The sequence below is a fragment of the Geobacillus genomosp. 3 genome (genome assembly GCF_000445995.2).
Classification (GTDB): Bacteria; Bacillota; Bacilli; order Bacillales; family Anoxybacillaceae; genus Geobacillus.
On record NC_022080.4, the window covers coordinates 1,078,992 to 1,097,650 of the forward strand.

19 protein-coding genes and 1 pseudogene are annotated in these 18,659 nt (G+C 54.9%); all 20 read left to right on the top strand.

The genetic code is table 11. From position 1 onward, the window contains the following. Positions 1 to 39: 39 nt before the first annotated feature. The 20 genes and pseudogenes from sdaAB to lepB all read left to right on the top strand — a co-directional run bounded on the left by sdaAB (position 40) and on the right by lepB (position 18,654). On the top strand, positions 40 to 702 hold the full coding sequence (gene sdaAB / locus M493_RS05530) for an L-serine ammonia-lyase, iron-sulfur-dependent subunit beta (RefSeq protein ID WP_020959309.1): 663 nt from the start codon (positions 40 to 42) through the stop codon (positions 700 to 702). Positions 703 to 778: 76 nt separating this feature from the next. Continuing rightward, positions 779 to 1,663: an L-serine ammonia-lyase, iron-sulfur-dependent, subunit alpha gene (sdaAA, locus tag M493_RS05535; RefSeq protein ID WP_020959310.1), complete on the top strand. Its 885-nt coding sequence runs from the start codon at positions 779 to 781 to the stop codon at positions 1,661 to 1,663. Further along, complete coding sequence (gene recG, locus M493_RS05540) at positions 1,660 to 3,708, top strand: ATP-dependent DNA helicase RecG (protein ID WP_041267739.1); 2,049 nt, start codon at positions 1,660 to 1,662, stop codon at positions 3,706 to 3,708. Before sdaAA ends, recG begins: the two co-directional genes overlap by 4 nt. A gap of 216 nt (positions 3,709 to 3,924) precedes the next feature. Further along, positions 3,925 to 4,522: pseudogene (gene fapR, locus M493_RS05545) on the top strand (transcription factor FapR). Continuing rightward, on the top strand, positions 4,506 to 5,489 hold the full coding sequence (gene plsX, locus M493_RS05550) for a phosphate acyltransferase PlsX (protein ID WP_020959314.1): 984 nt from the start codon (positions 4,506 to 4,508) through the stop codon (positions 5,487 to 5,489). The pseudogene fapR and the gene plsX overlap by 17 nt, the downstream one beginning before the upstream one ends. A 20-nt stretch (positions 5,490 to 5,509) precedes the next feature. After that, positions 5,510 to 6,454 carry an ACP S-malonyltransferase gene (fabD, locus tag M493_RS05555; protein ID WP_020959315.1) on the top strand — a complete coding sequence of 315 codons (945 nt, stop codon included), beginning with the start codon at positions 5,510 to 5,512 and terminating at the stop codon, positions 6,452 to 6,454. After that, positions 6,454 to 7,197, top strand: a complete 744-nt coding sequence (fabG, locus tag M493_RS05560) for a 3-oxoacyl-[acyl-carrier-protein] reductase (RefSeq protein ID WP_020959316.1) — start codon at positions 6,454 to 6,456, stop codon at positions 7,195 to 7,197. The genes fabD and fabG overlap by 1 nt, the downstream gene beginning before the upstream one ends. 60 nt (positions 7,198 to 7,257) lie before the next feature. Beyond that, positions 7,258 to 7,491: an acyl carrier protein gene (locus tag M493_RS05565; protein ID WP_020959317.1), complete on the top strand. Its 234-nt coding sequence runs from the start codon at positions 7,258 to 7,260 to the stop codon at positions 7,489 to 7,491. A gap of 179 nt (positions 7,492 to 7,670) precedes the next feature. Beyond that, positions 7,671 to 8,411, top strand: coding sequence for a ribonuclease III (rnc, locus tag M493_RS05570; RefSeq protein WP_020959319.1), 741 nt, complete (start codon positions 7,671 to 7,673; stop codon positions 8,409 to 8,411). Between the two features lie 228 nt (positions 8,412 to 8,639). After that, the gene (gene smc / locus M493_RS05575; RefSeq protein ID WP_020959320.1) at positions 8,640 to 12,209 is read left to right on the top strand and encodes a chromosome segregation protein SMC; all 3,570 of its coding nucleotides are present in this window, start codon (positions 8,640 to 8,642) and stop codon (positions 12,207 to 12,209) included. A gap of 15 nt (positions 12,210 to 12,224) precedes the next feature. Next, positions 12,225 to 13,214 carry a signal recognition particle-docking protein FtsY gene (ftsY, locus tag M493_RS05580; RefSeq protein ID WP_020959321.1) on the top strand — a complete coding sequence of 330 codons (990 nt, stop codon included), beginning with the start codon at positions 12,225 to 12,227 and terminating at the stop codon, positions 13,212 to 13,214. A 213-nt stretch (positions 13,215 to 13,427) separates the two neighbouring features. Further along, positions 13,428 to 13,760: a putative DNA-binding protein gene (locus M493_RS05585; RefSeq protein WP_020959322.1), complete on the top strand. Its 333-nt coding sequence runs from the start codon at positions 13,428 to 13,430 to the stop codon at positions 13,758 to 13,760. A 14-nt stretch (positions 13,761 to 13,774) separates the two neighbouring features. Further along, entirely contained in the window at positions 13,775 to 15,115 is a 1,341-nt protein-coding gene (gene ffh / locus M493_RS05590; RefSeq protein WP_020959323.1) for a signal recognition particle protein, read from the top strand. A 94-nt stretch (positions 15,116 to 15,209) separates the two neighbouring features. Further along, on the top strand, positions 15,210 to 15,482 hold the full coding sequence (gene rpsP, locus M493_RS05595; protein ID WP_020959324.1) for a 30S ribosomal protein S16: 273 nt from the start codon (positions 15,210 to 15,212) through the stop codon (positions 15,480 to 15,482). A gap of 11 nt (positions 15,483 to 15,493) precedes the next feature. Further along, positions 15,494 to 15,730, top strand: a complete 237-nt coding sequence (locus tag M493_RS05600) for a KH domain-containing protein (protein WP_020959325.1) — start codon at positions 15,494 to 15,496, stop codon at positions 15,728 to 15,730. Between the two features lie 97 nt (positions 15,731 to 15,827). After that, positions 15,828 to 16,214, top strand: a complete 387-nt coding sequence (locus M493_RS05605; RefSeq protein WP_020959326.1) for a YlqD family protein — start codon at positions 15,828 to 15,830, stop codon at positions 16,212 to 16,214. Positions 16,215 to 16,228: 14 nt separating this feature from the next. Beyond that, the gene (gene rimM, locus M493_RS05610; RefSeq protein WP_020959327.1) at positions 16,229 to 16,747 is read left to right on the top strand and encodes a ribosome maturation factor RimM; all 519 of its coding nucleotides are present in this window, start codon (positions 16,229 to 16,231) and stop codon (positions 16,745 to 16,747) included. Next, positions 16,747 to 17,508: a tRNA (guanosine(37)-N1)-methyltransferase TrmD gene (gene trmD, locus M493_RS05615; protein WP_200865288.1), complete on the top strand. Its 762-nt coding sequence runs from the start codon at positions 16,747 to 16,749 to the stop codon at positions 17,506 to 17,508. Before rimM ends, trmD begins: the two co-directional genes overlap by 1 nt. Before the next feature lie 136 nt (positions 17,509 to 17,644). Beyond that, positions 17,645 to 17,995, top strand: a complete 351-nt coding sequence (gene rplS / locus M493_RS05620) for a 50S ribosomal protein L19 (RefSeq protein WP_020959329.1) — start codon at positions 17,645 to 17,647, stop codon at positions 17,993 to 17,995. 107 nt (positions 17,996 to 18,102) lie between these two features. After that, positions 18,103 to 18,654, top strand: a complete 552-nt coding sequence (lepB, locus tag M493_RS05625; RefSeq protein WP_020959330.1) for a signal peptidase I — start codon at positions 18,103 to 18,105, stop codon at positions 18,652 to 18,654. The last annotated feature ends 5 nt before the right edge of the window (positions 18,655 to 18,659 follow it).

Here is an 18,659-nt window from a genome sequence, read left to right on the forward strand (position 1 = left end):
CTTCTATTTTTTCTACATGAACGGGGGGGGGTCGCAACAATGAAGTATAAAAGCGTCTTTGATATTATCGGACCGGTGATGGTTGGGCCGTCGAGCTCGCACACGGCCGGGGCGGCGCGCATCGGCCTTGTTGCGCGCAAGCTGTTTGGCAGAAAGCCGGAGTGGGCGCGCATCTCGTTTTACGGTTCGTTCGCTGAAACGTACCGCGGGCACGGTACGGATGTCGCCATTGTCGCCGGGTTGCTCGGTTTTGACACGTTTGATGATCGTCTCCCGAATGCGCTTGAAATTGCTCGTATCGAAGGGCTTGACGTGTCCTTTTTTACCGAGGACGCGATTCCGGAGCATCCGAATACGGCGCGTTTGCGCATTGGTGATGATAAGGGAAAACTTGAACTTGTCGGTATTTCCATCGGTGGAGGGAAAATTGAAATTGTCGAGTTGAACGGTTTCGACTTAAAGTTGTCTGGCCATCATCCGGCGCTATTAATCATGCATAATGACCGGTATGGGACGATTGGATCAGTGGCCAGCGCATTGGCGAAGCATGCGATAAATATCGGCCATATGGAAGTGTCGCGTAAGGAAAAGGGAAAAGAAGCGCTGATGACGATTGAGGTTGATCAGCCGCTGACAGATGATTTGATACAGGAATTGGAAAGTTTGCCAAATATCATCCAAGTGACGAAGCTTGTCGATTGAAACGAAAACGGTTGCGAATGAGCACGGAAGTTCAAAACAGCAGCGGCACTTTGCCAGGAAAGGATGGGAATAACGAATGTTTCGCAATGTTGCTGAACTTGTCGAGTTAGCCGAAAAAGAGCAAATCAAAATTGCTGAAGTGATGATCCGGCAAGAAGTAGAAGTGAGCGGGCGAAGCCGGGAAGAGATTATCGCGCAAATGGACCGGAACCTCGAGGTGATGGAGCAGGCGGTCGAGAGAGGGCTGCAAGGTGTCGTGTCCCGCTCCGGGCTGACCGGTGGCGATGCGATGCGGATGCAACGTTATATCGAGCGCGGCCAATTCTTATCCGGAGAAACAGTTTTGGACGCCGTCAGCAAAGCGATGGCCACAAACGAAGTGAACGCGGCGATGGGCGTCATTTGTGCCACGCCGACAGCAGGCTCGGCCGGCGTCGTCCCGGGGACGCTGTTTGCGGTAAAAGAGAAATTGCAGCCGACAAGACAAGAAATGATTGAATTTTTGTTTACAGCCGGTGCGTTTGGTTATGTCGTCGCCAATAACGCTTCCATTTCCGGCGCTGCCGGCGGTTGCCAGGCGGAAGTCGGTTCAGCGGCCGGCATGGCTGCCGCCGCGCTCGTTGAGCTGGCTGGTGGGACGCCAAGCCAGGCGGCCGAAGCGATGGCGATCGCGCTAAAAAATATGCTCGGGTTGGTTTGTGACCCTGTCGCCGGCCTTGTGGAAGTCCCATGTGTGAAGCGGAATGCCATGGGGGCGGCGAATGCCATGATCGCCGCCGATATGGCGCTGGCCGGCATTAAAAGTCGCATTCCGTGCGATGAAGTGATCGAAGCGATGTATCGTATCGGTACGGCGATGCCGGTAGCGCTCAAAGAAACCGCGCAAGGGGGGCTGGCCGCTACGCCGACAGGCCGCGCCATTGCGGCCCGCATTTTCGGCGCTGCTGCGGCAACAAAGTGAATGAAACGATGCAACAATCGGTGACGGTGGTCAAGGGCATCGGTGAAGAAACGGCTGCCGCGCTCGCCGATCTCGGCATTGCGACGGTCGGCGAGCTGCTTGCCTACGCGCCGTACCGGTATGATGATTACGAACAAAAAGACTTGGCCGCCGTCCGCCATGAAGAAAGGGTGACGGTTGAAGGGAAAGTGCACAGCGCCCCGCTCTTGACATATTACGGAAAAAAAAAGTCACGCCTTTCCTTTCGGCTGTTGGCCGGCCGCTATTTAATCACCGTCATCTGCTTTAACCGCCCATATTTAAAAGAAAAAATCGCCTTAAACGAGACGGTGACGGTGATCGGGAAATGGGACCGACATCGCCAGGCGATCAATGCGTATGAGCTCCGGTTCGGAGCCGCCCGGGAGACGGCCGGTATTGAACCGGTCTATTCGGTACGCAGCCCGTTGACGGTCAAGACGATGCGCCGGCTTATGAAGGCGGCGTTCGCCCAGTTCGGCGCGCATATCCCTGACTTGCTGCCGCCTGCTTTGCGCCATGCCTATCGCCTTGTCGACAAGCAGGAGGCGATCCGGGCTCTTCATTTTCCGCGCTCGCGCGAGGAGTTGCATCAGGCGCGGCGCCGGCTCGTCTATGAGGAGTTTTTGCTCTATCAGCTGAAAATGCAGGCGTTTCGACAAATCATGCGCGGCGAGCAGCATGGCGTCGTCCATTCATTTTCGGAAGAACGGCTTTCAGCGTTTCTTTCCGGGTTGCCGTTTTCGTTAACGAACGCCCAACGGCGCGTCATGAGGGAAATTTTAGCCGACATGCGGGCGCCAAGGCAAATGAACCGGCTCTTGCAAGGCGACGTCGGCTCCGGCAAGACTGTCGTCGCCGCGGTTGCGCTTTACGCTGCCGTGTTGTCCGGGTTTCAAGGGGCGTTGATGGTGCCGACGGAGATTTTGGCTGAACAGCACGCGCGCTCGCTTGCCGAGCTGTTTGCTAATACGGGCGTGACCATGGCGCTGTTGACAAGCTCGGTGAAGGGAAAACGGCGCAAAGGGCTGCTTGCTGAATTGGAGGAGGGGGCGCTCGATATTGTCATCGGCACGCACGCTTTGATTCAAGAAGGGGTGCAGTTTCGCCGGCTCGGTCTCGTCATTACCGATGAACAGCACCGGTTCGGCGTCGAGCAGCGCCGCGTCCTGCGCGAGAAAGGGCATGCGCCGGACGTATTGATGATGACGGCGACGCCAATCCCGCGGACACTCGCCATCACTGCGTTTGGCGATATGGATGTCTCAGTGCTCGATGAAATGCCGGCCGGACGAAAAAAAGTGGAGACGTATTGGGTGAAGCATAACCAGTTTGCCCGCGTGCTCGATTTTATCGAAAAAGAGTTGCGTCGCGGCCACCAGGCGTACGTGATTTGTCCGCTTATTGAAGAGTCGGAAAAATTGGACGTGCAAAACGCCATTGATGTCCATAGTCAGCTTGTCCATTACTATCGCGGGAAATATGAAGTCGGCCTTATGCACGGCCGGCTGTCAGCCGATGAAAAGGAAGCGGTCATGCGGGCATTCAGCGAAAACCGCATTCACGTACTCGTTTCAACAACAGTTGTCGAAGTCGGAGTGAACGTGCCGAACGCGACAGTGATGGTCATTTATGACGCCGAACGGTTCGGGCTTGCTCAGCTTCATCAGCTGCGCGGCCGGGTCGGGCGCGGTCATGCCCAGTCGTACTGCATTTTAATCGCTGACCCGAAATCGGAAATCGGCAAAGAACGAATGCGCATTATGACGGAAACGGCGGACGGTTTCGTGCTCGCTGAGAAAGATCTCGAGCTGCGCGGTCCGGGCGATGTGTTCGGCACGAAACAAAGCGGGCTTCCGGAATTTCAGTTCGGCGACCCGGTGCATGATTACCGCATTTTGGAAGTGGCCCGCCGCGATGCGGCTAAGCTCGTGTCGTCTTCTGCATTTTGGCGCGACGAGACGTACGCCGGGTTGCGCGCTGCGCTAGAAGCGTCCGGCGTGCTCGATGGGGAAAAGCTAGATTAATAGATAAGCAGTGCGGCGGTCGGCGCGCATTCGCGCCTCCGCTGTTTTTTATGGCTGTTTCCATCGGACGGCATCTGTCATAAGCTTTGGTTATGGCCAGCCGACAGTTCTCGGCAAAATGTGGACGCTTTTCACTTTTTCCGCTTGCATTCCGTTTTTTGATATTATATATTACTTTTAGTACCTAGTCATAAAATTGGACGGTGTAATGAATCAATGAGAAAAAGCAAACGCGAACGGCAACGGTTGCTGCAGGAGACGATTCGGGAAAACCCGTTTGTGACGGACGAAGAGCTGGCGGAGAAATTTTCCGTCAGCGTGCAGACGATCCGCCTTGACCGGCTTGAGCTGTCGATTCCCGAGCTGCGCGAGCGCATTAAACACGTCGCCCGTCAGTCGTTCGCCGATAAAGTGCGGGCGTTGCCGCTTGAAGAAGTCATTGGCGACATTATTGACATCGAGCCGGATGCGAGCGCCATTTCGATTTTTGATGTCAAAGAAGAGCACGTCTTTCGGCGCACCCGCATCGCTCGCGGCCACCATTTGTTCGCCCAGGCGAATTCGCTCGCCGTCGCCGTCATCCATGACGAATTGGCGCTGACAGCGAAGGCGACAATCCGTTTCGTACGCCAAGTGAAAGAAGGGGAACGGGTCGTGGCGAAGGCGAAAGTGACTGGCAAAACGGCGCACGGGCGTACGGTTGTGGACGTGAACAGCTATGTCGCCCAAGAGCTCGTGTTTTCCGGGACGTTCGAGATGTATCGCTCAAACATGGAAAAAAAAGGATGGCGACAGCAATGAACATCGCGATTGATGCTATGGGGGGAGACCACGCCCCGCAAGAAATCGTACTTGGCGCGGCAAGGGCCGCCGCGCATTTTCCCGATATTCACATTACCTTAATTGGCGATGAAGCAAAAATTCGCCCGCATTTGCGGAATGAGGAGCGCATTTCAGTCATTCACGCCGATGAAGTGATTGAAGCGACGGATGAGCCGGTGCGGGCGGTGCGGCGCAAAAAAAATTCATCGATGGTGCGCATGGCCGAAGAGGTGAAAGAAGGGCGCGCGGACGCCTGCATTTCCGCCGGCAATACCGGAGCGCTTATGGCGGCCGGTCTGTTTGTCGTCGGGCGGATCGCCGGCATCGACCGGCCGGCGCTTGCGCCGACATTGCCAACGGTGGACGGGCGCGGGTTTGTCTTTTTAGATGTCGGCGCCAATGTTGACGCTCGTCCGGAACATTTGCAGCAGTATGCGCTAATGGGGCATGTATACGCCAAACAAGTGCGAGGCATCGCGAACCCGCGCATCGGTTTGCTCAATGTCGGCACAGAAGACCAAAAAGGAAATGAGACCGCAAAGCGGGCGTTCGCTTTGCTCAAAGAAACGAACCTTCATTTCATCGGCAATGTCGAAGCGCGCGACTTGCTGCAAGGGGCGGCCGATGTCGTCGTCGCTGACGGCTTTTCCGGCAATATCGCCTTAAAAACGATCGAGGGGACGGCGATGGCGCTTTTTTCCTTGCTCAAGCAGGCGCTGACAAGCGGCTTGGCGGCCAAACTTGCCGCTGCTGCCCTCAGGCCGAAGCTTTCCGGGCTGAAAAAGATGATGGACTACTCCGAATACGGTGGTGCGGCGCTGTTCGGCTTGAACGCTCCGGTCATTAAAGCGCACGGCTCGTCTGATGCCAATGCCGTGTTCCACGCCGTCCGCCAGGCGCGTGAGATGGTGGCGAATGATGTTATCGGCACGATCAAAACAGAGCTTGAGCGGGAATAATGAATCAAGGAGGAACGGGAATGGGAAAAATCGCCTTTTTGTTTCCAGGTCAAGGATCACAAGCAGTCGGCATGGCGAAAGACGCCGCCGACCATGACGCCCGCGCCCGGGCGGTCATTGAAGCGGCCGATGAGCGGCTCGGCTTCCCGCTTTCGGCGCTGATGTTCAATGGGCCGCAAGAGGAGCTGACGCTGACATATAACGCCCAGCCGGCGCTCTTGACGGCGAGCACTGCTTTGTTGGAGCTTGTCAAAGCCGCTGGTCTGCACGCTGATTATGTCGCCGGCCATAGCTTGGGCGAATATACGGCGCTCGTCGCTGCCGGCGCCATGTCGTTTACCGATGCAGTGTATGCGGTGCGCCGCCGCGGCGAACTGATGGACGAAGCGGTGCCGGCCGGCGAAGGTACGATGGCCGCCGTGTTAGGGATGGAAGCGGAAGCGCTCGAAGCGGTAACGAACGAAATTGCTGCCCAAGGCGACCCAGTGCAGCCGGCCAACTTCAACTGTCCGGGGCAAATTGTCATCTCCGGTTCGAAAGCGGGAGTGGAAAAAGCGGGGCAGCTGGCGAAAGAGCGCGGGGCCAAACGCGTCATCCCGCTTGACGTGAGCGGGCCGTTCCATTCGGCGCTCATGAAGCCGGCCGCCGAACAGCTGCAGGCAGTTCTTGCCGGCTTGGCCATTCGTGATGCCGTCATTCCGGTCATCGCCAATGTGACGGCCGAGCCGGTCACAAAAAAAGAAGACATCGCCCATCTGCTCATCGAGCAACTGTCTTCGCCGGTGCGCTGGGAACAGTCGGTGCGCACGCTTTTGGCGCTTGAGGTCGACACGTTTGTGGAAATCGGGCCGGGGAAAGTGCTGTCGGGCCTCGTAAAAAAAATTGACCGCAACGCCCGCGTTTATGCGGTAAACGATCTCGCTTCCTTGGAAGCGACGGTTGCGGCGTTGAAAGGAGAATCATGATGCTCGAAGGGAAAGTCGCCCTCGTCACCGGGGCGTCGCGCGGCATCGGCCGGGCGATCGCTCTAGAACTCGCCCGTCAAGGGGCGAATGTCGCCGTTAATTACGACGGAAATGAAGCAAAGGCGAACGAAGTCGTTGAAACGATCCGCTCGCTTGGCCGTGAAGCGTTCGCCGTGCAGGCGGATGTCGCCTGTGCCGAGGATGTGGAGCGCATGGTAAAAACGGTGCTCGATCAGTTCGGCCGCCTTGACATTTTAGTGAACAATGCCGGCATTACGCGCGACAATTTATTGATGCGGATGAAAGAAGAAGAATGGGATGCGGTGATTAACACGAACTTAAAAGGGGTATTTCTTTGTACAAAGGCCGCCACGCGGACGATGATGAAGCAGCGTTACGGGCGGATCATCAACGTTGCTTCGGTCGTCGGTGTTATCGGCAACCCCGGGCAGGCGAATTACGTCGCCGCCAAGGCGGGGGTCATCGGGCTGACAAAAACGGCGGCGCGCGAACTCGCCAGCCGCAACATTACAGTGAACGCCATCGCGCCGGGATTCATTACAACCGATATGACGGAAGGGCTCAGCGAGGAACTGAAGGCAGACATGTTAAAGCAAATCCCGCTCGCCCGTTTCGGCGAGCCGGATGACGTCGCCCGTGTTGTCGCGTTTCTTGCTTCGGACGCAGCCTGCTATATGACTGGCCAGACGCTTCATGTCGATGGCGGCATGGTGATGCCATAATCAAACGCCTCTAGTATTTTTTCGGCAAATCGACTATAATCATGAAGGGAGGTGAACGCAATGGCAGACGTATTGGAGCGTGTCACGAAAATTATCGTCGACCGCTTAGGTGTTGACGAGTCGCAAGTGACGCTTGAGGCGTCGTTCAAAGATGATTTGGGCGCCGACTCGCTCGACATCGTCGAACTGGTCATGGAGCTCGAAGACGAATTCAACATGGAAATTTCCGATGAAGAAGCGGAAAAAATCGTCACAGTCGGAGATGCTGTGAACTACATAAAAAGCCATCTGTAATGCCGCTTTTTTGCAAAGTCCCGTTGCTCCGAACGGGGCTTTCTCTACTTTTTCAGGAACGCCCGGCGGGCCTTGTGGGAAAGCGCAAACCGTTCCCGTTGGCGTAGCGGGTTGGCGAACGGATATAATAAAGATAGTATACGGCCAGTTTGTCTGGAACGAAGTCGGAGGGCATTTTTATGTCAAAACAAAAAGATAAAGAGCGCATTCACGAAAAAAGGCGGGCGAAGTTTCAACAGCTGCAGAAGAAGATCGGCATCACCTTCCAAAATGAAAAACTGTTGATCCAAGCGTTCACCCATTCATCGTATGTGAATGAGCATCGGCGGCGGCTCCATGAGGACAACGAGCGGCTCGAGTTTTTAGGAGACGCCGTGTTGGAGCTGACGGTTTCTCAATATTTATTTCAAAAGTTTCCGCATATGAGTGAAGGGCAATTGACGAAACTGCGGGCGGCCATTGTCTGTGAGCCGTCGCTTGTGAAATTTGCCAATGCCTTGTCGTTTGGCGAACTCGTTTTGCTCGGCAAAGGCGAAGAGCTGACCGGCGGGCGGACGCGCCCGGCGCTTTTGGCCGACGTGTTTGAGGCGTTTATCGGCGCCCTTTATTTGGACCAAGGAATGGATGCGGTCATTCGCTTTTTGGGACAAACGATGTTCCCGAAGATTGACGAAGGTGCTTTTTCTCATGTGATGGATTTTAAAAGCCAGCTGCAGGAACTCGTACAGCGCGACGGCAGCGGGACGCTTGAATACGCCATTTTGGAAGAAAAAGGCCCGGCCCACAACAAAGAATTTGTCGCTCGTGTGGCGTTGAACGGTCACGAGCTCGGCGTCGGCGTCGGCCGCTCGAAAAAAGAGGCCGAGCAGCATGCGGCACAAATGGCGCTTGAAACGTTGCGGGCCAACGACAGGCCATAAAAGGCTGGCGCTTGACGTCAGTCTTTTTCTATAAAAAAGCGATTCTTCCCCCCACTGGCTCCATTCGGTCGTTAAAGTGGGGGGCTCTCCGCCGAAACGGATGAACATTTTTCCTATGAGCGTTTTTTCTGTCTTTGTATGGTATAGTGAAAAAAGACAGCCCGTCCCGGTTCGCTGCTATGTCTGGCGGGCCGAGATCAAAGCGGAAAGATGGTGAAGCATTATACCATGTTCCTGAAACGATTAGATGTGGTTGGCTTCAAATCGTTCGCCGACCGCGTATCGATTGACTTTGTTCCCGGTGTGACGGCGGTCGTCGGGCCGAACGGAAGCGGCAAAAGCAACATTACTGATGCGATCCGCTGGGTGCTCGGCGAGCAGTCGGCCAAATCGTTGCGCGGGGCGAAAATGGAAGACGTCATTTTTGCCGGCAGCGATTCGCGCAAGCCGCTGAACGTGGCCGAAGTGACGATCACGCTCGACAACGAAGATGGCTTTTTGCCGCTCGAGTATCAAGAAGTGAGCGTCACCCGGCGCGTCTACCGCTCCGGGGAAAGCGAGTTTTTCATCAACCGCCAGCCGTGCCGCCTAAAAGATATTGTCGACTTGTTTCTTGACTCCGGGCTTGGCAAGGAGGCGTTCTCGATCATCGGCCAAGGCCGGGTCGAGGAAATTTTAAGCAGCAAGCCGGAAGAGCGGCGCACCATTTTTGAAGAAGCGGCCGGTGTGTTGAAATACAAGCTGCGCAAAAAAAAGGCGGAAACGAAACTCGCGGAAACGCAAGACAACTTGCACCGCGTCAACGATATTTTGCATGAGCTCGGGCAGCAGCTCGAACCGCTCCAGATGCAGGCGTCGATCGCCAAAGAGTATTTAGAAAAACGCGAGGAGCTTGAGCGGTTTGAAGTGGCGCTCATGGTGCACGATATCGAGCAGCTGCACCGGCAATGGAGCGAGCTGAAGGAGACGCTCGATGAGCACCAGCGAGAGGAAGGGGCGCTGGCGGCGGCGCTGCAAAAAATGGAGGCCCATATCGAGCAGCTGCGCGACCAAATGGCAGCTATCGATGAATCGGTTGACGGCTTGCAACAAGTGCTGCTGTTGGCGAGCGAAGAGCTTGAAAAGCTTGAAGGCCGGAAAGAAGTGCTGAAAGAGCGAAAAAAAAATGCAGAAAAGCGGAAGGGGCAGCTTGATGAGGCCGCTGCTGCCTTAACGGCGAAACGGCGCCGCCTCGCCGAACAGCTTCATTCGGAGCAAGCCATGCTCGCCGAGCTCGAAGCGGACGCCGCGGCGCTTGAGAAAATAGTAAAAGAGAAACAAGCGTCGCTTTCGGCGTATGAAATGGACATTGACGAAGAAATCGAGCGGCGAAAAGGCGACTACATTGACCTTGTTCACGAACAGGCGGCGTTGAAAAATGAGCGCATGCATCTAGAACAGGGCATCAACAAGCTGCGCGCCAGGCAGGTGGCGTTGGACGAAGCGAACCGCCATCATCTCGCCGAACGCGAACAGCTCGAACAAAGGTGGAACGCCTTATTGGCTGAGCAATCCCGCCTCGAACAAGCCATAGCGGAAGCGCGCCGCCATCAAACCGCTCTCGCCGCCGCCTGTGCGGCGCAAAAAACAGAGCTCGAACAGAAAGAAACGTTGTTGCATCAGGCGCGCCAATACAGGCAGCAAACAAAAGCGCGCAAGCAATGGCTTGAGGAGATGCAACACGATTACGCCGGCTTTTTCCAAGGAGTGAAAGAAGTATTAAAAGTGCGCGACCGGCTGCCCGGCATTCATGGCGCGGTCGTTGAACTAATCCGCGTGCCGGACCGCTATGAAACGGCGATTGAAACGGCGCTCGGCGGCGCGATGCAGCACATTGTCGTCGACAACGAAGCGGCGGCGCGTCAGGCCATTCATTATTTGAAAACGAACGGCTACGGGCGGGCGACGTTTTTGCCGCTTGACGTCATCCAAGCGCGCGCCTTGCCAGAGCGGGAACGAGCGGCGATTAGCGGCCATCCGGCGTTTGTTGGCATCGCCGGCGAACTCGTCGAGCACGACCGCGCATATGCGGCGGCGATGGCTCATTTGCTCGGTCATGTGATCGTGGCGGTTGACTTAAAAGGAGCAAACGAGCTCGCCAAACTTCTTCAGTACCGGTACCGTCTCGTGACTCTTGACGGTGATGTTGTCAGCCCCGGGGGAGCAATGACCGGCGGCGGGGCAACGAAAAAGACGGCCTCATTGTTAAGCCGAAACCGTGAACTCGAAACACTCGTTGTCAAACTACAGGAGATGGATGGAAAAATCGCGCAGCTTGAGCGCGACATTGCCGTGAAGCAGCGCGAACGAGCGGAACGGGAACGAGAGGCGGACGCGCTCGGGCAGGAGCTTGTCAGGCTGCAACAAGCGCTGCAGGCGCAAAAAGATGAACAGCGCGAACTTGAATGGCAAAAAAAGCGAATCGATGAGCGGCTCGCCTTATACGACGAAGAAAAAGCGAACGGCGAGCGTGAAATCGCGGAGCTGAACGGCCGCTTGCACATCATTGACGGACGGCTTCAGCAGCTTGCCGAGAAGCTGCAGGCGATCGATGAGGACATCCATCGCCTGCAGGCGCAAAAACAGACGGAACAAACGACAAAAGAGGCGCTGCAAGCCGCAATCACTGAGAAAAAAATCGCCCTGGCCGAAACGAGGGAGCGGGTGAAACATGCGCGCCGGAAAGCCGAAGAGCTGGAAGCCGAGCTGGCGGACACCGATAGCGAACTTCGGGCGGCCGAACAAGAGCGGGCCGCTTTGGCCGCAGAAATGAACACACCGGCGTGGAACGAAGATGAACTTGAAGAGCAGCGGCGGCAAAAGCTAGAAGACAAGCAAAAAACGATTGAACTGATCGCTAGCCGCCGTGAGCAACGGCTTGACTGCCAGGAGCGGCTTGAACATTTGGAGCGGGAATGGAAAGAGGCAAAGCGGCAGCATAAACAACTCGCTGAGGCGATGAAAGACGAGGAAGTGAAGCTGAACCGGCTGGATGTGGAGCTTGAGACCTTGCTTGCCCGCCTCCGCGAAGAGTACGGTTTGTCGTTTGAAGCGGCCCGCTCCACGTATCCGCTTCACATCGAAGCCGGGGAGGCGCGTAAGCGGGTGAAGCTGATCAAGCGCGCCATTGATGAACTTGGCACTGTCAATTTAGGGGCGATCGACGAATATGAGCGCGTGTCGGAACGGCATCGTTTTTTAAGTGAACAAAAAGCTGATTTGGAAGAAGCGAAGGCGACGCTTCACCAAGTGATTCGTGAAATGGACGAAGAAATGAAAAAACGGTTTTTCTCGACGTTTGAACAAATCCGCACTCATTTTGCCGAGGTGTTTCGCGAGTTGTTTGGCGGCGGGCGCGCTGATTTGCGGCTGACCGAGCCGAACGACCTGCTCGGGACGGGGGTGGAGATCGTCGCCCAGCCGCCGGGGAAAAAGTTGCAGCACTTAAGCTTGCTCTCGGGCGGTGAGCGGGCGCTGACCGCGATCGCGCTCTTATTTTCGATTTTAAAAGTGCGCCCGGTGCCGTTTTGTGTCCTCGATGAAGTTGAGGCGGCGCTTGATGAGGCGAACGTGCAACGCTACGCCCAATATTTGAAGCGGTTCAGCCGCGGCACGCAGTTTATTGTCATCACCCATCGGAAAGGGACGATGGAAGAGGCGGACGTGCTGTATGGCGTCACGATGCAAGAGTCGGGCGTCTCGAAACTCGCTTCCGTCCGTTTGGAAGATTCTTCGAAAGAGCTCGTTCAGTCGTCATAGAAAGGAGGAGCCTGTATGGGCTTTTTTCAAAAGTTGAAAGAAAAGTGGACGAAACAAGCGGACTCTGTGACCGAAAAGTTTAAGGAAGGGTTGTCAAAAACGCGCGATTCGCTTGCGGGGAAGGTGAACGACCTCATCGCCCGCTACCGGAAAGTCGATGAAGAATTTTTTGAAGAGCTTGAGGAAATTTTAATTGCCGCTGACGTCGGCGTGGCGACCGTCATGGAACTGGTTGACGAGTTGAAAATGGAAGTAAAGCGCCGCAACATTCAAGATTCGGCGCAAATGCGCGATGTCATCGCCGAAAAGCTTGTCGATCTTTATCGCGCCGGCGCCGGCGACAGGGAGTTGACTGCTGTCAATATGCAAGAGGGCGGACTGACCGTCATTTTGTTCGTCGGCGTCAACGGCGTCGGCAAGACGACGACGATCGGAAAACTGGCGCACAAGCTGAAATCGGAAGGAAAATCGGTGCTCTTGGCCGCAGGCGACACGTTCCGTGCTGGAGCGATTGAGCAGTTGGAAGTATGGGGCGAGCGCGTCGGGGTCGATGTCATTAAGCAGGCGGCCGGCTCTGATCCCGCAGCGGTCATGTACGACGCCATTCAGGCGGCAAAAGCGCGCGGTGTCGACGTGCTGTTATGTGATACAGCCGGACGGCTGCAAAACAAAGTGAACTTAATGAAAGAGCTTGAAAAAGTAAAGCGCGTCATCAGCCGCGAAATCCCGGGTGCTCCGCATGAAGTGTTGCTTGTGCTTGATGCGACGACCGGGCAAAATGCGATGAGCCAGGCGAAGCTGTTTAAAGAAGCGACCGATGTGACCGGCATCGTGTTGACAAAGCTCGACGGAACGGCAAAAGGCGGCATCGTGCTCGCCATTCGCAACGAGCTTGCCATCCCGGTGAAATTTGTCGGCCTCGGCGAAAAGATGGACGATTTACAGCCGTTCGATCCGGAAAAATATGTATACGGGCTATTTGCCGGCTTGTTCGACGAACAATAACGGCTAGTCGGTCAACCGCATGCCGTTTAACGGCTCATGCGGCATCGGCGTGGCCCGCATCCGCGCTTTTCCGTCAGGCTGGCGGTCAATCGCGCCCCCAGCCTTGCTTTTATGGGTTGAGAAAAATCGGCCTCATCTTGACAAGAGACCGGAAACAAAGTACACTCACTTTTGTAAAGGGATTTTACTTAACAATGAAGGAGGGAGCGTCCGGTGCTGGAAAAAACGATGCGCATGAACTATTTGTACGATTTTTATCACGCGCTGCTGACGCCGAAACAGCGCAATTATATGGCACTGTACTACTTGGACGACTACTCCCTCGGGGAAATTGCCGAACAATATGAAGTGAGCCGCCAGGCGGTGTACGATAATATCCGGCGCACGGAAGCGATGCTCGAACAGTATGAAGAGAAGCTCAGACTGCTGCAAAAATATGAACAGCGGCGGCAGATCATCGAGCGGTTGAAAGACTACATCAGCCGGCATTATGGCGCTGACGCCGAATTGGCGGCGCTAGTGAACGAGCTTGATGAGCTCGATTAAGGGGGGTGACCGCTATGGCGTTTGAAGGATTGTCCGAACGTTTGCAGCAGGTGATGAACCGCATCCGTGGCAAAGGAAAAGTGACCGAGGCTGACGTAAAAGAGATGATGCGCGAAGTGCGCCTCGCTTTACTTGAGGCCGACGTCAACTTTAAAGTAGTGAAAGATTTTGTTAAACGGGTAAGCGAGCGGGCCGTCGGGCAGGACGTGATGAAAAGCCTAACCCCCGGCCAGCAGGTGATCAAAGTCGTCAAGGAAGAACTGACGTCATTGATGGGCGGCGAACAGAGCAAAATTGCCGTCGCCAAGAAGCCGCCGACCGTCGTCATGATGGTCGGGCTGCAAGGGGCGGGGAAGACGACAACGACCGGGAAGCTCGCCAACTTGTTGCGCAAGCGACACAACCGGAAGCCGTTGCTCGTGGCTGCCGACGTTTACCGCCCGGCGGCGATCAAGCAGCTTGAGACGCTCGGCAAACAGCTGAACGTCCCCGTCTTTTCGCTAGGGGAGCACGCCAACCCGGTCGAGATCGCCAAACAGGCGCTTGAGCGGGCGAAAGAAGAGCATTACGACTATGTGCTCATCGACACAGCCGGCCGCCTTCACATCGATGAGGCGCTCATGGATGAACTGAAACAAATGAAAGAAGCGGTCAAGCCGGATGAAATTTTCCTTGTTGTCGACGCCATGACCGGGCAAGATGCGGTCAATGTGGCGCAAAGTTTCCATGAACAGCTCGGCATTACCGGCGTCATTTTAACGAAGCTCGACGGCGATACGCGCGGTGGGGCGGCGCTGTCGATTCGCGCAGTGACAGGGGCGCCGATCAAGTTCGCCGGGATGGGTGAAAAACTTGACGCCTTGGAGCCGTTTCATCCGGAGCGGATGGCGTCGCGCATTTTAGGGATGGGCGATGTCTTGACGCTCATTGAAAAAGCGCAGGCGGCCGTCGACGAGGAAAAGGCGAAAGAGCTCGAGCAAAAAATGCGCACGGCAACGTTTACGTTCGACGACTTTTTGGAGCAGCTCGGCCAAGTGCGTAAGCTTGGCCCGCTTGACGAAATTTTAAAAATGCTGCCGGGGGCGAATAAAATCAAGGGGCTCAGCAATGTTCAAGTTGATGAAAAGCAAATCGCCCGCGTTGAAGCGATCATCCGCTCGATGACAAAAGAAGAGAAAATGCATCCGGAAATCATCAACGGCAGCCGGAAAAAACGGATCGCCAAAGGAAGCGGCACGACCGTGCAAGATGTGAACCGCCTGCTCAAGCAATTTGACGACATGAAAAAGATGATGAAGATGATGACGAATATGCCAAAAGGGAAGAAAAAAGGATTTCGCTTCCCATTTATGTAAATGCTGCTCTGTTAAGCGAAAAACCTTTACAAACGACAAAAGAATTGCTAATATACTATCTTGTGTGAACACTATACGGAGGTGCGTACAAACTATGGCAGTAAAAATTCGTTTAAAACGTATGGGCGCAAAGAAAAACCCGTTCTACCGCATCGTTGTGGCGGATTCCCGCTCGCCGCGCGACGGCCGTTTCATCGAGACGATCGGCACGTACAACCCGGTCGCCCAGCCGGCCGAAATCAAAATCGATGAAGAATTGGCGCTCAAATGGCTGCAAAACGGTGCCAAACCGTCCGATACGGTGCGCAGCTTGCTGTCGAAACAAGGCGTTTTAGAGAAGTTCCATAACTTGAAATACGGCAAATAAGCGGGATGCACATGAAACCGCTCATTGAAACGATCGTGAAGGCGCTTGTCGACCATCCGGAGGCGGTAGCGGTTGAAACCCGCGAGGAAAAGACGGCCATCATCTATGAACTGTCGGTGCACGGCGAGGATGTCGGCAAAGTGATCGGCAAACAAGGGCGGACGATTCATGCGATCCGCACGGTCGTCTATGCCGCCGCCGCCGGATCGCCCAAGCGGGTGATCGTGCAAGTGAAAGAAAAAGGGTGAGGATGTTCCTCTCCCTTTTTTGGTATGGCCGTCAATCTGTGTTTGCCGGCGGAAGCGAGGAAAAGCCGGTGACGAACCGATGTAAAGGGGGATGAGGATGAAGCTCATTCAAACGGTTGAGGTGAGGCAAATTGTCACCGAGCGGAGCAAACAGACGCTTGCAGCGGCATTTACGGCGCGCAAGCAGCAGTTGGAGCGCGAGTGCGACCAGCTTCGTTTCGAGCAAAAGCGGATGGAGAAAAGCGGGAAATACCCGCCTAGTCTCGTGAAGCAATATTTTGCTAACGAAATCGACGACCGGATGGAGAAAATCAAGCTGCTTGAGTTTCAGCTTGAACAATTACATATGCTACCGTTAGGAAGTGAATTGAAAGAGCGGGAAGTTGAGGCGCTCATTGAGGTGAACGTCGGCGACCGCTGGGAAGAGGTGACGAAAACGCGCGCCATTATCGTTGAAGATGGCGTCGTGAAAGAGATTCGCTAAGGAGGGAGAAAGGGATGGAACGATGGTTTAACGTCGGCAAAATCGTCAATACGCACGGCATTCGCGGCGAAGTGCGCGTCATTTCCCGCACCGATTTTCCGGAAGAGCGGTACAAAAAAGGAAACAAGCTGTACATTTTCCGTGAACGTGACAGCGAGCCGATCGAAGTGACCGTGAAAAGCCATCGCCCCCATAAATCATTTGACTTGCTGTCGTTTGAAGGCTACGACAGCATTAACGACGTCGAGCCGTTTAAAGGGGCGATGCTGAAAGTGCCGGAAAGCCAGCTCGGTGAACTAGGTGAAGGCGAGTATTATTTCCATGAAATTATCGGCTGTACGGTCGTGACGGAAGAAGGCAGGACAGTCGGTGCAGTCAGGGAAATTTTAACGCCGGGGGCAAACGACGTTTGGGTCGTCCGCCGCGATGACGGCACCGATGCGCTCATTCCGTACATTGATGAAGTCGTTCTTCGCGTCGATCCGGAGCACAACATGATCATCATCCGGCCGATGAAAGGGCTGCTTGAATGATGCGGATCGATATTTTGACCTTGTTTCCCGACATGTTTTCCGGCGTGCTTGGCGAATCCATTTTAAAAAAGGCGCAAGAAAAAAAGGCTGTTCAAATCGGGCTTGTTGACTTCCGTGAGTTTGCCGATAACAAACATAAAACCGTTGACGATTATCCGTACGGTGGAGGAGCCGGCATGGTGCTGAAGCCGCAGCCGATTTTCGATGCCGTGGAACACGTGACGGCCGGGTCGCCTCGTGCGCGCATCATCTTGCTTTGCCCGCAAGGTGAGCGCTATACGCAAAAAAAGGCGGAAGAGCTCGCCAAAGAAGAGCATTTGGTGCTTATTTGCGGCCATTATGAAGGCTATGACGAGCGCATCCGCCAATATTTGGCGACCGATGAAATTTCGATCGGCGATTACATTTTAACGGGCGGCGAGCTCGGCGCCATGGTCATCGTCGACAGCGTTGTCCGGTTGCTTCCCGGCGTGCTCGGCAACGAAGCGTCGCCGGTGGACGACTCGTTCAGTTCCGGTTTGCTGGAGTATCCGCAATACACAAGACCGGCCGATTTTCGCGGTATGAAAGTGCCGGACATTTTGCTTTCCGGCAACCACCAGCTTATCGCTGAATGGCGCGAGAAAGAATCGCTCCGGCGCACGTTTATGCGCCGTCCGGATTTGCTCGCCGACTATCCGCTCACCGAGAAGCAAAAGCAGTGGCTGAAAGAGTGGGAACATGAACGCGAAAAGGAAAACAGCGACCTTCAATGCGAATAACTATTGCCTGCGCCTGGCGTTTATGCTATCATATCTTTTGTGTGACTGAAGCAGTCCGCTTAAGGACGGAAAACGATGTTCCGCTGCAATGAATGAGACGCATTGGCATGAACATCTGTGGAAGGAGTGGAAAATGATGCATCATTTAATCCAAGAAATTACGAAAGAACAATTGCGAACCGATTTGCCGGATTTCCGCCCGGGCGACACGGTGCGCGTCCACGTAAAAGTTGTGGAAGGCAACCGCGAACGCATCCAAGTGTTTGAAGGTGTCGTCATCAAACGGCGCGGAGCAGGCATCAGCGAAACGTTCACGGTTCGCAAAGTGTCTTACGGCGTCGGCGTTGAGCGCACGTTCCCGGTGCATACGCCGAAAATCGCGAAATTGGAAGTTATCCGCCGCGGGAAAGTCCGCCGCGCGAAATTGTACTACTTGCGTGCACTTCGCGGCAAAGCGGCGCGCATTAAAGAAAAAACGGCCCAATAACGGACAACGGTGGATCACAGCGGAAAAGGAGCTTGCTTTCAAGCTCCTTTTTTCACTATCCTATCCATCGGCGAAGCAGCTAAATTATCATTTTAGGTGGGAGAAAGATGGAACAGAAGAAAAGTGAATGGCGCGAGTGGTTGAAAGCCATTGTCGTCGCGGTTCTGCTGGCCGGGGGCATCCGCTACTTTATTTTCGCTCCGATTATTGTCGACGGCTATTCAATGATGCCAACATTACATAACCACGAACGGATGATCGTCAATAAACTGGCGTATAAAATCGGCATGCCGCATCGCTTCGATATTATTGTGTTTCATGCCGAAGAAGGGAGAGACTATATTAAGCGGGTGATCGGCCTGCCGGGCGACCGCATCGAGTACAAAAACGACACGCTGTATGTGAACGGCAAGCCGTATGCAGAACCGTATTTGGACGAATATAAAAAGCAGGTGGCCGACGGGCCGTTGACCGAACCGTTTACATTAGCGGAACTAACCGGGCGGAGCACGGTGCCGGAAGGGCATTTGTTCGTCATGGGTGACAACCGCCGCTTCAGCAAAGACAGCCGCCATATCGGCTTCATCCCGATGGAGAAAGTCGTCGGCAAGGCGAATATTGTCTACTGGCCGCTCGATGACGTCCGCATTGCGAAATAAACAAG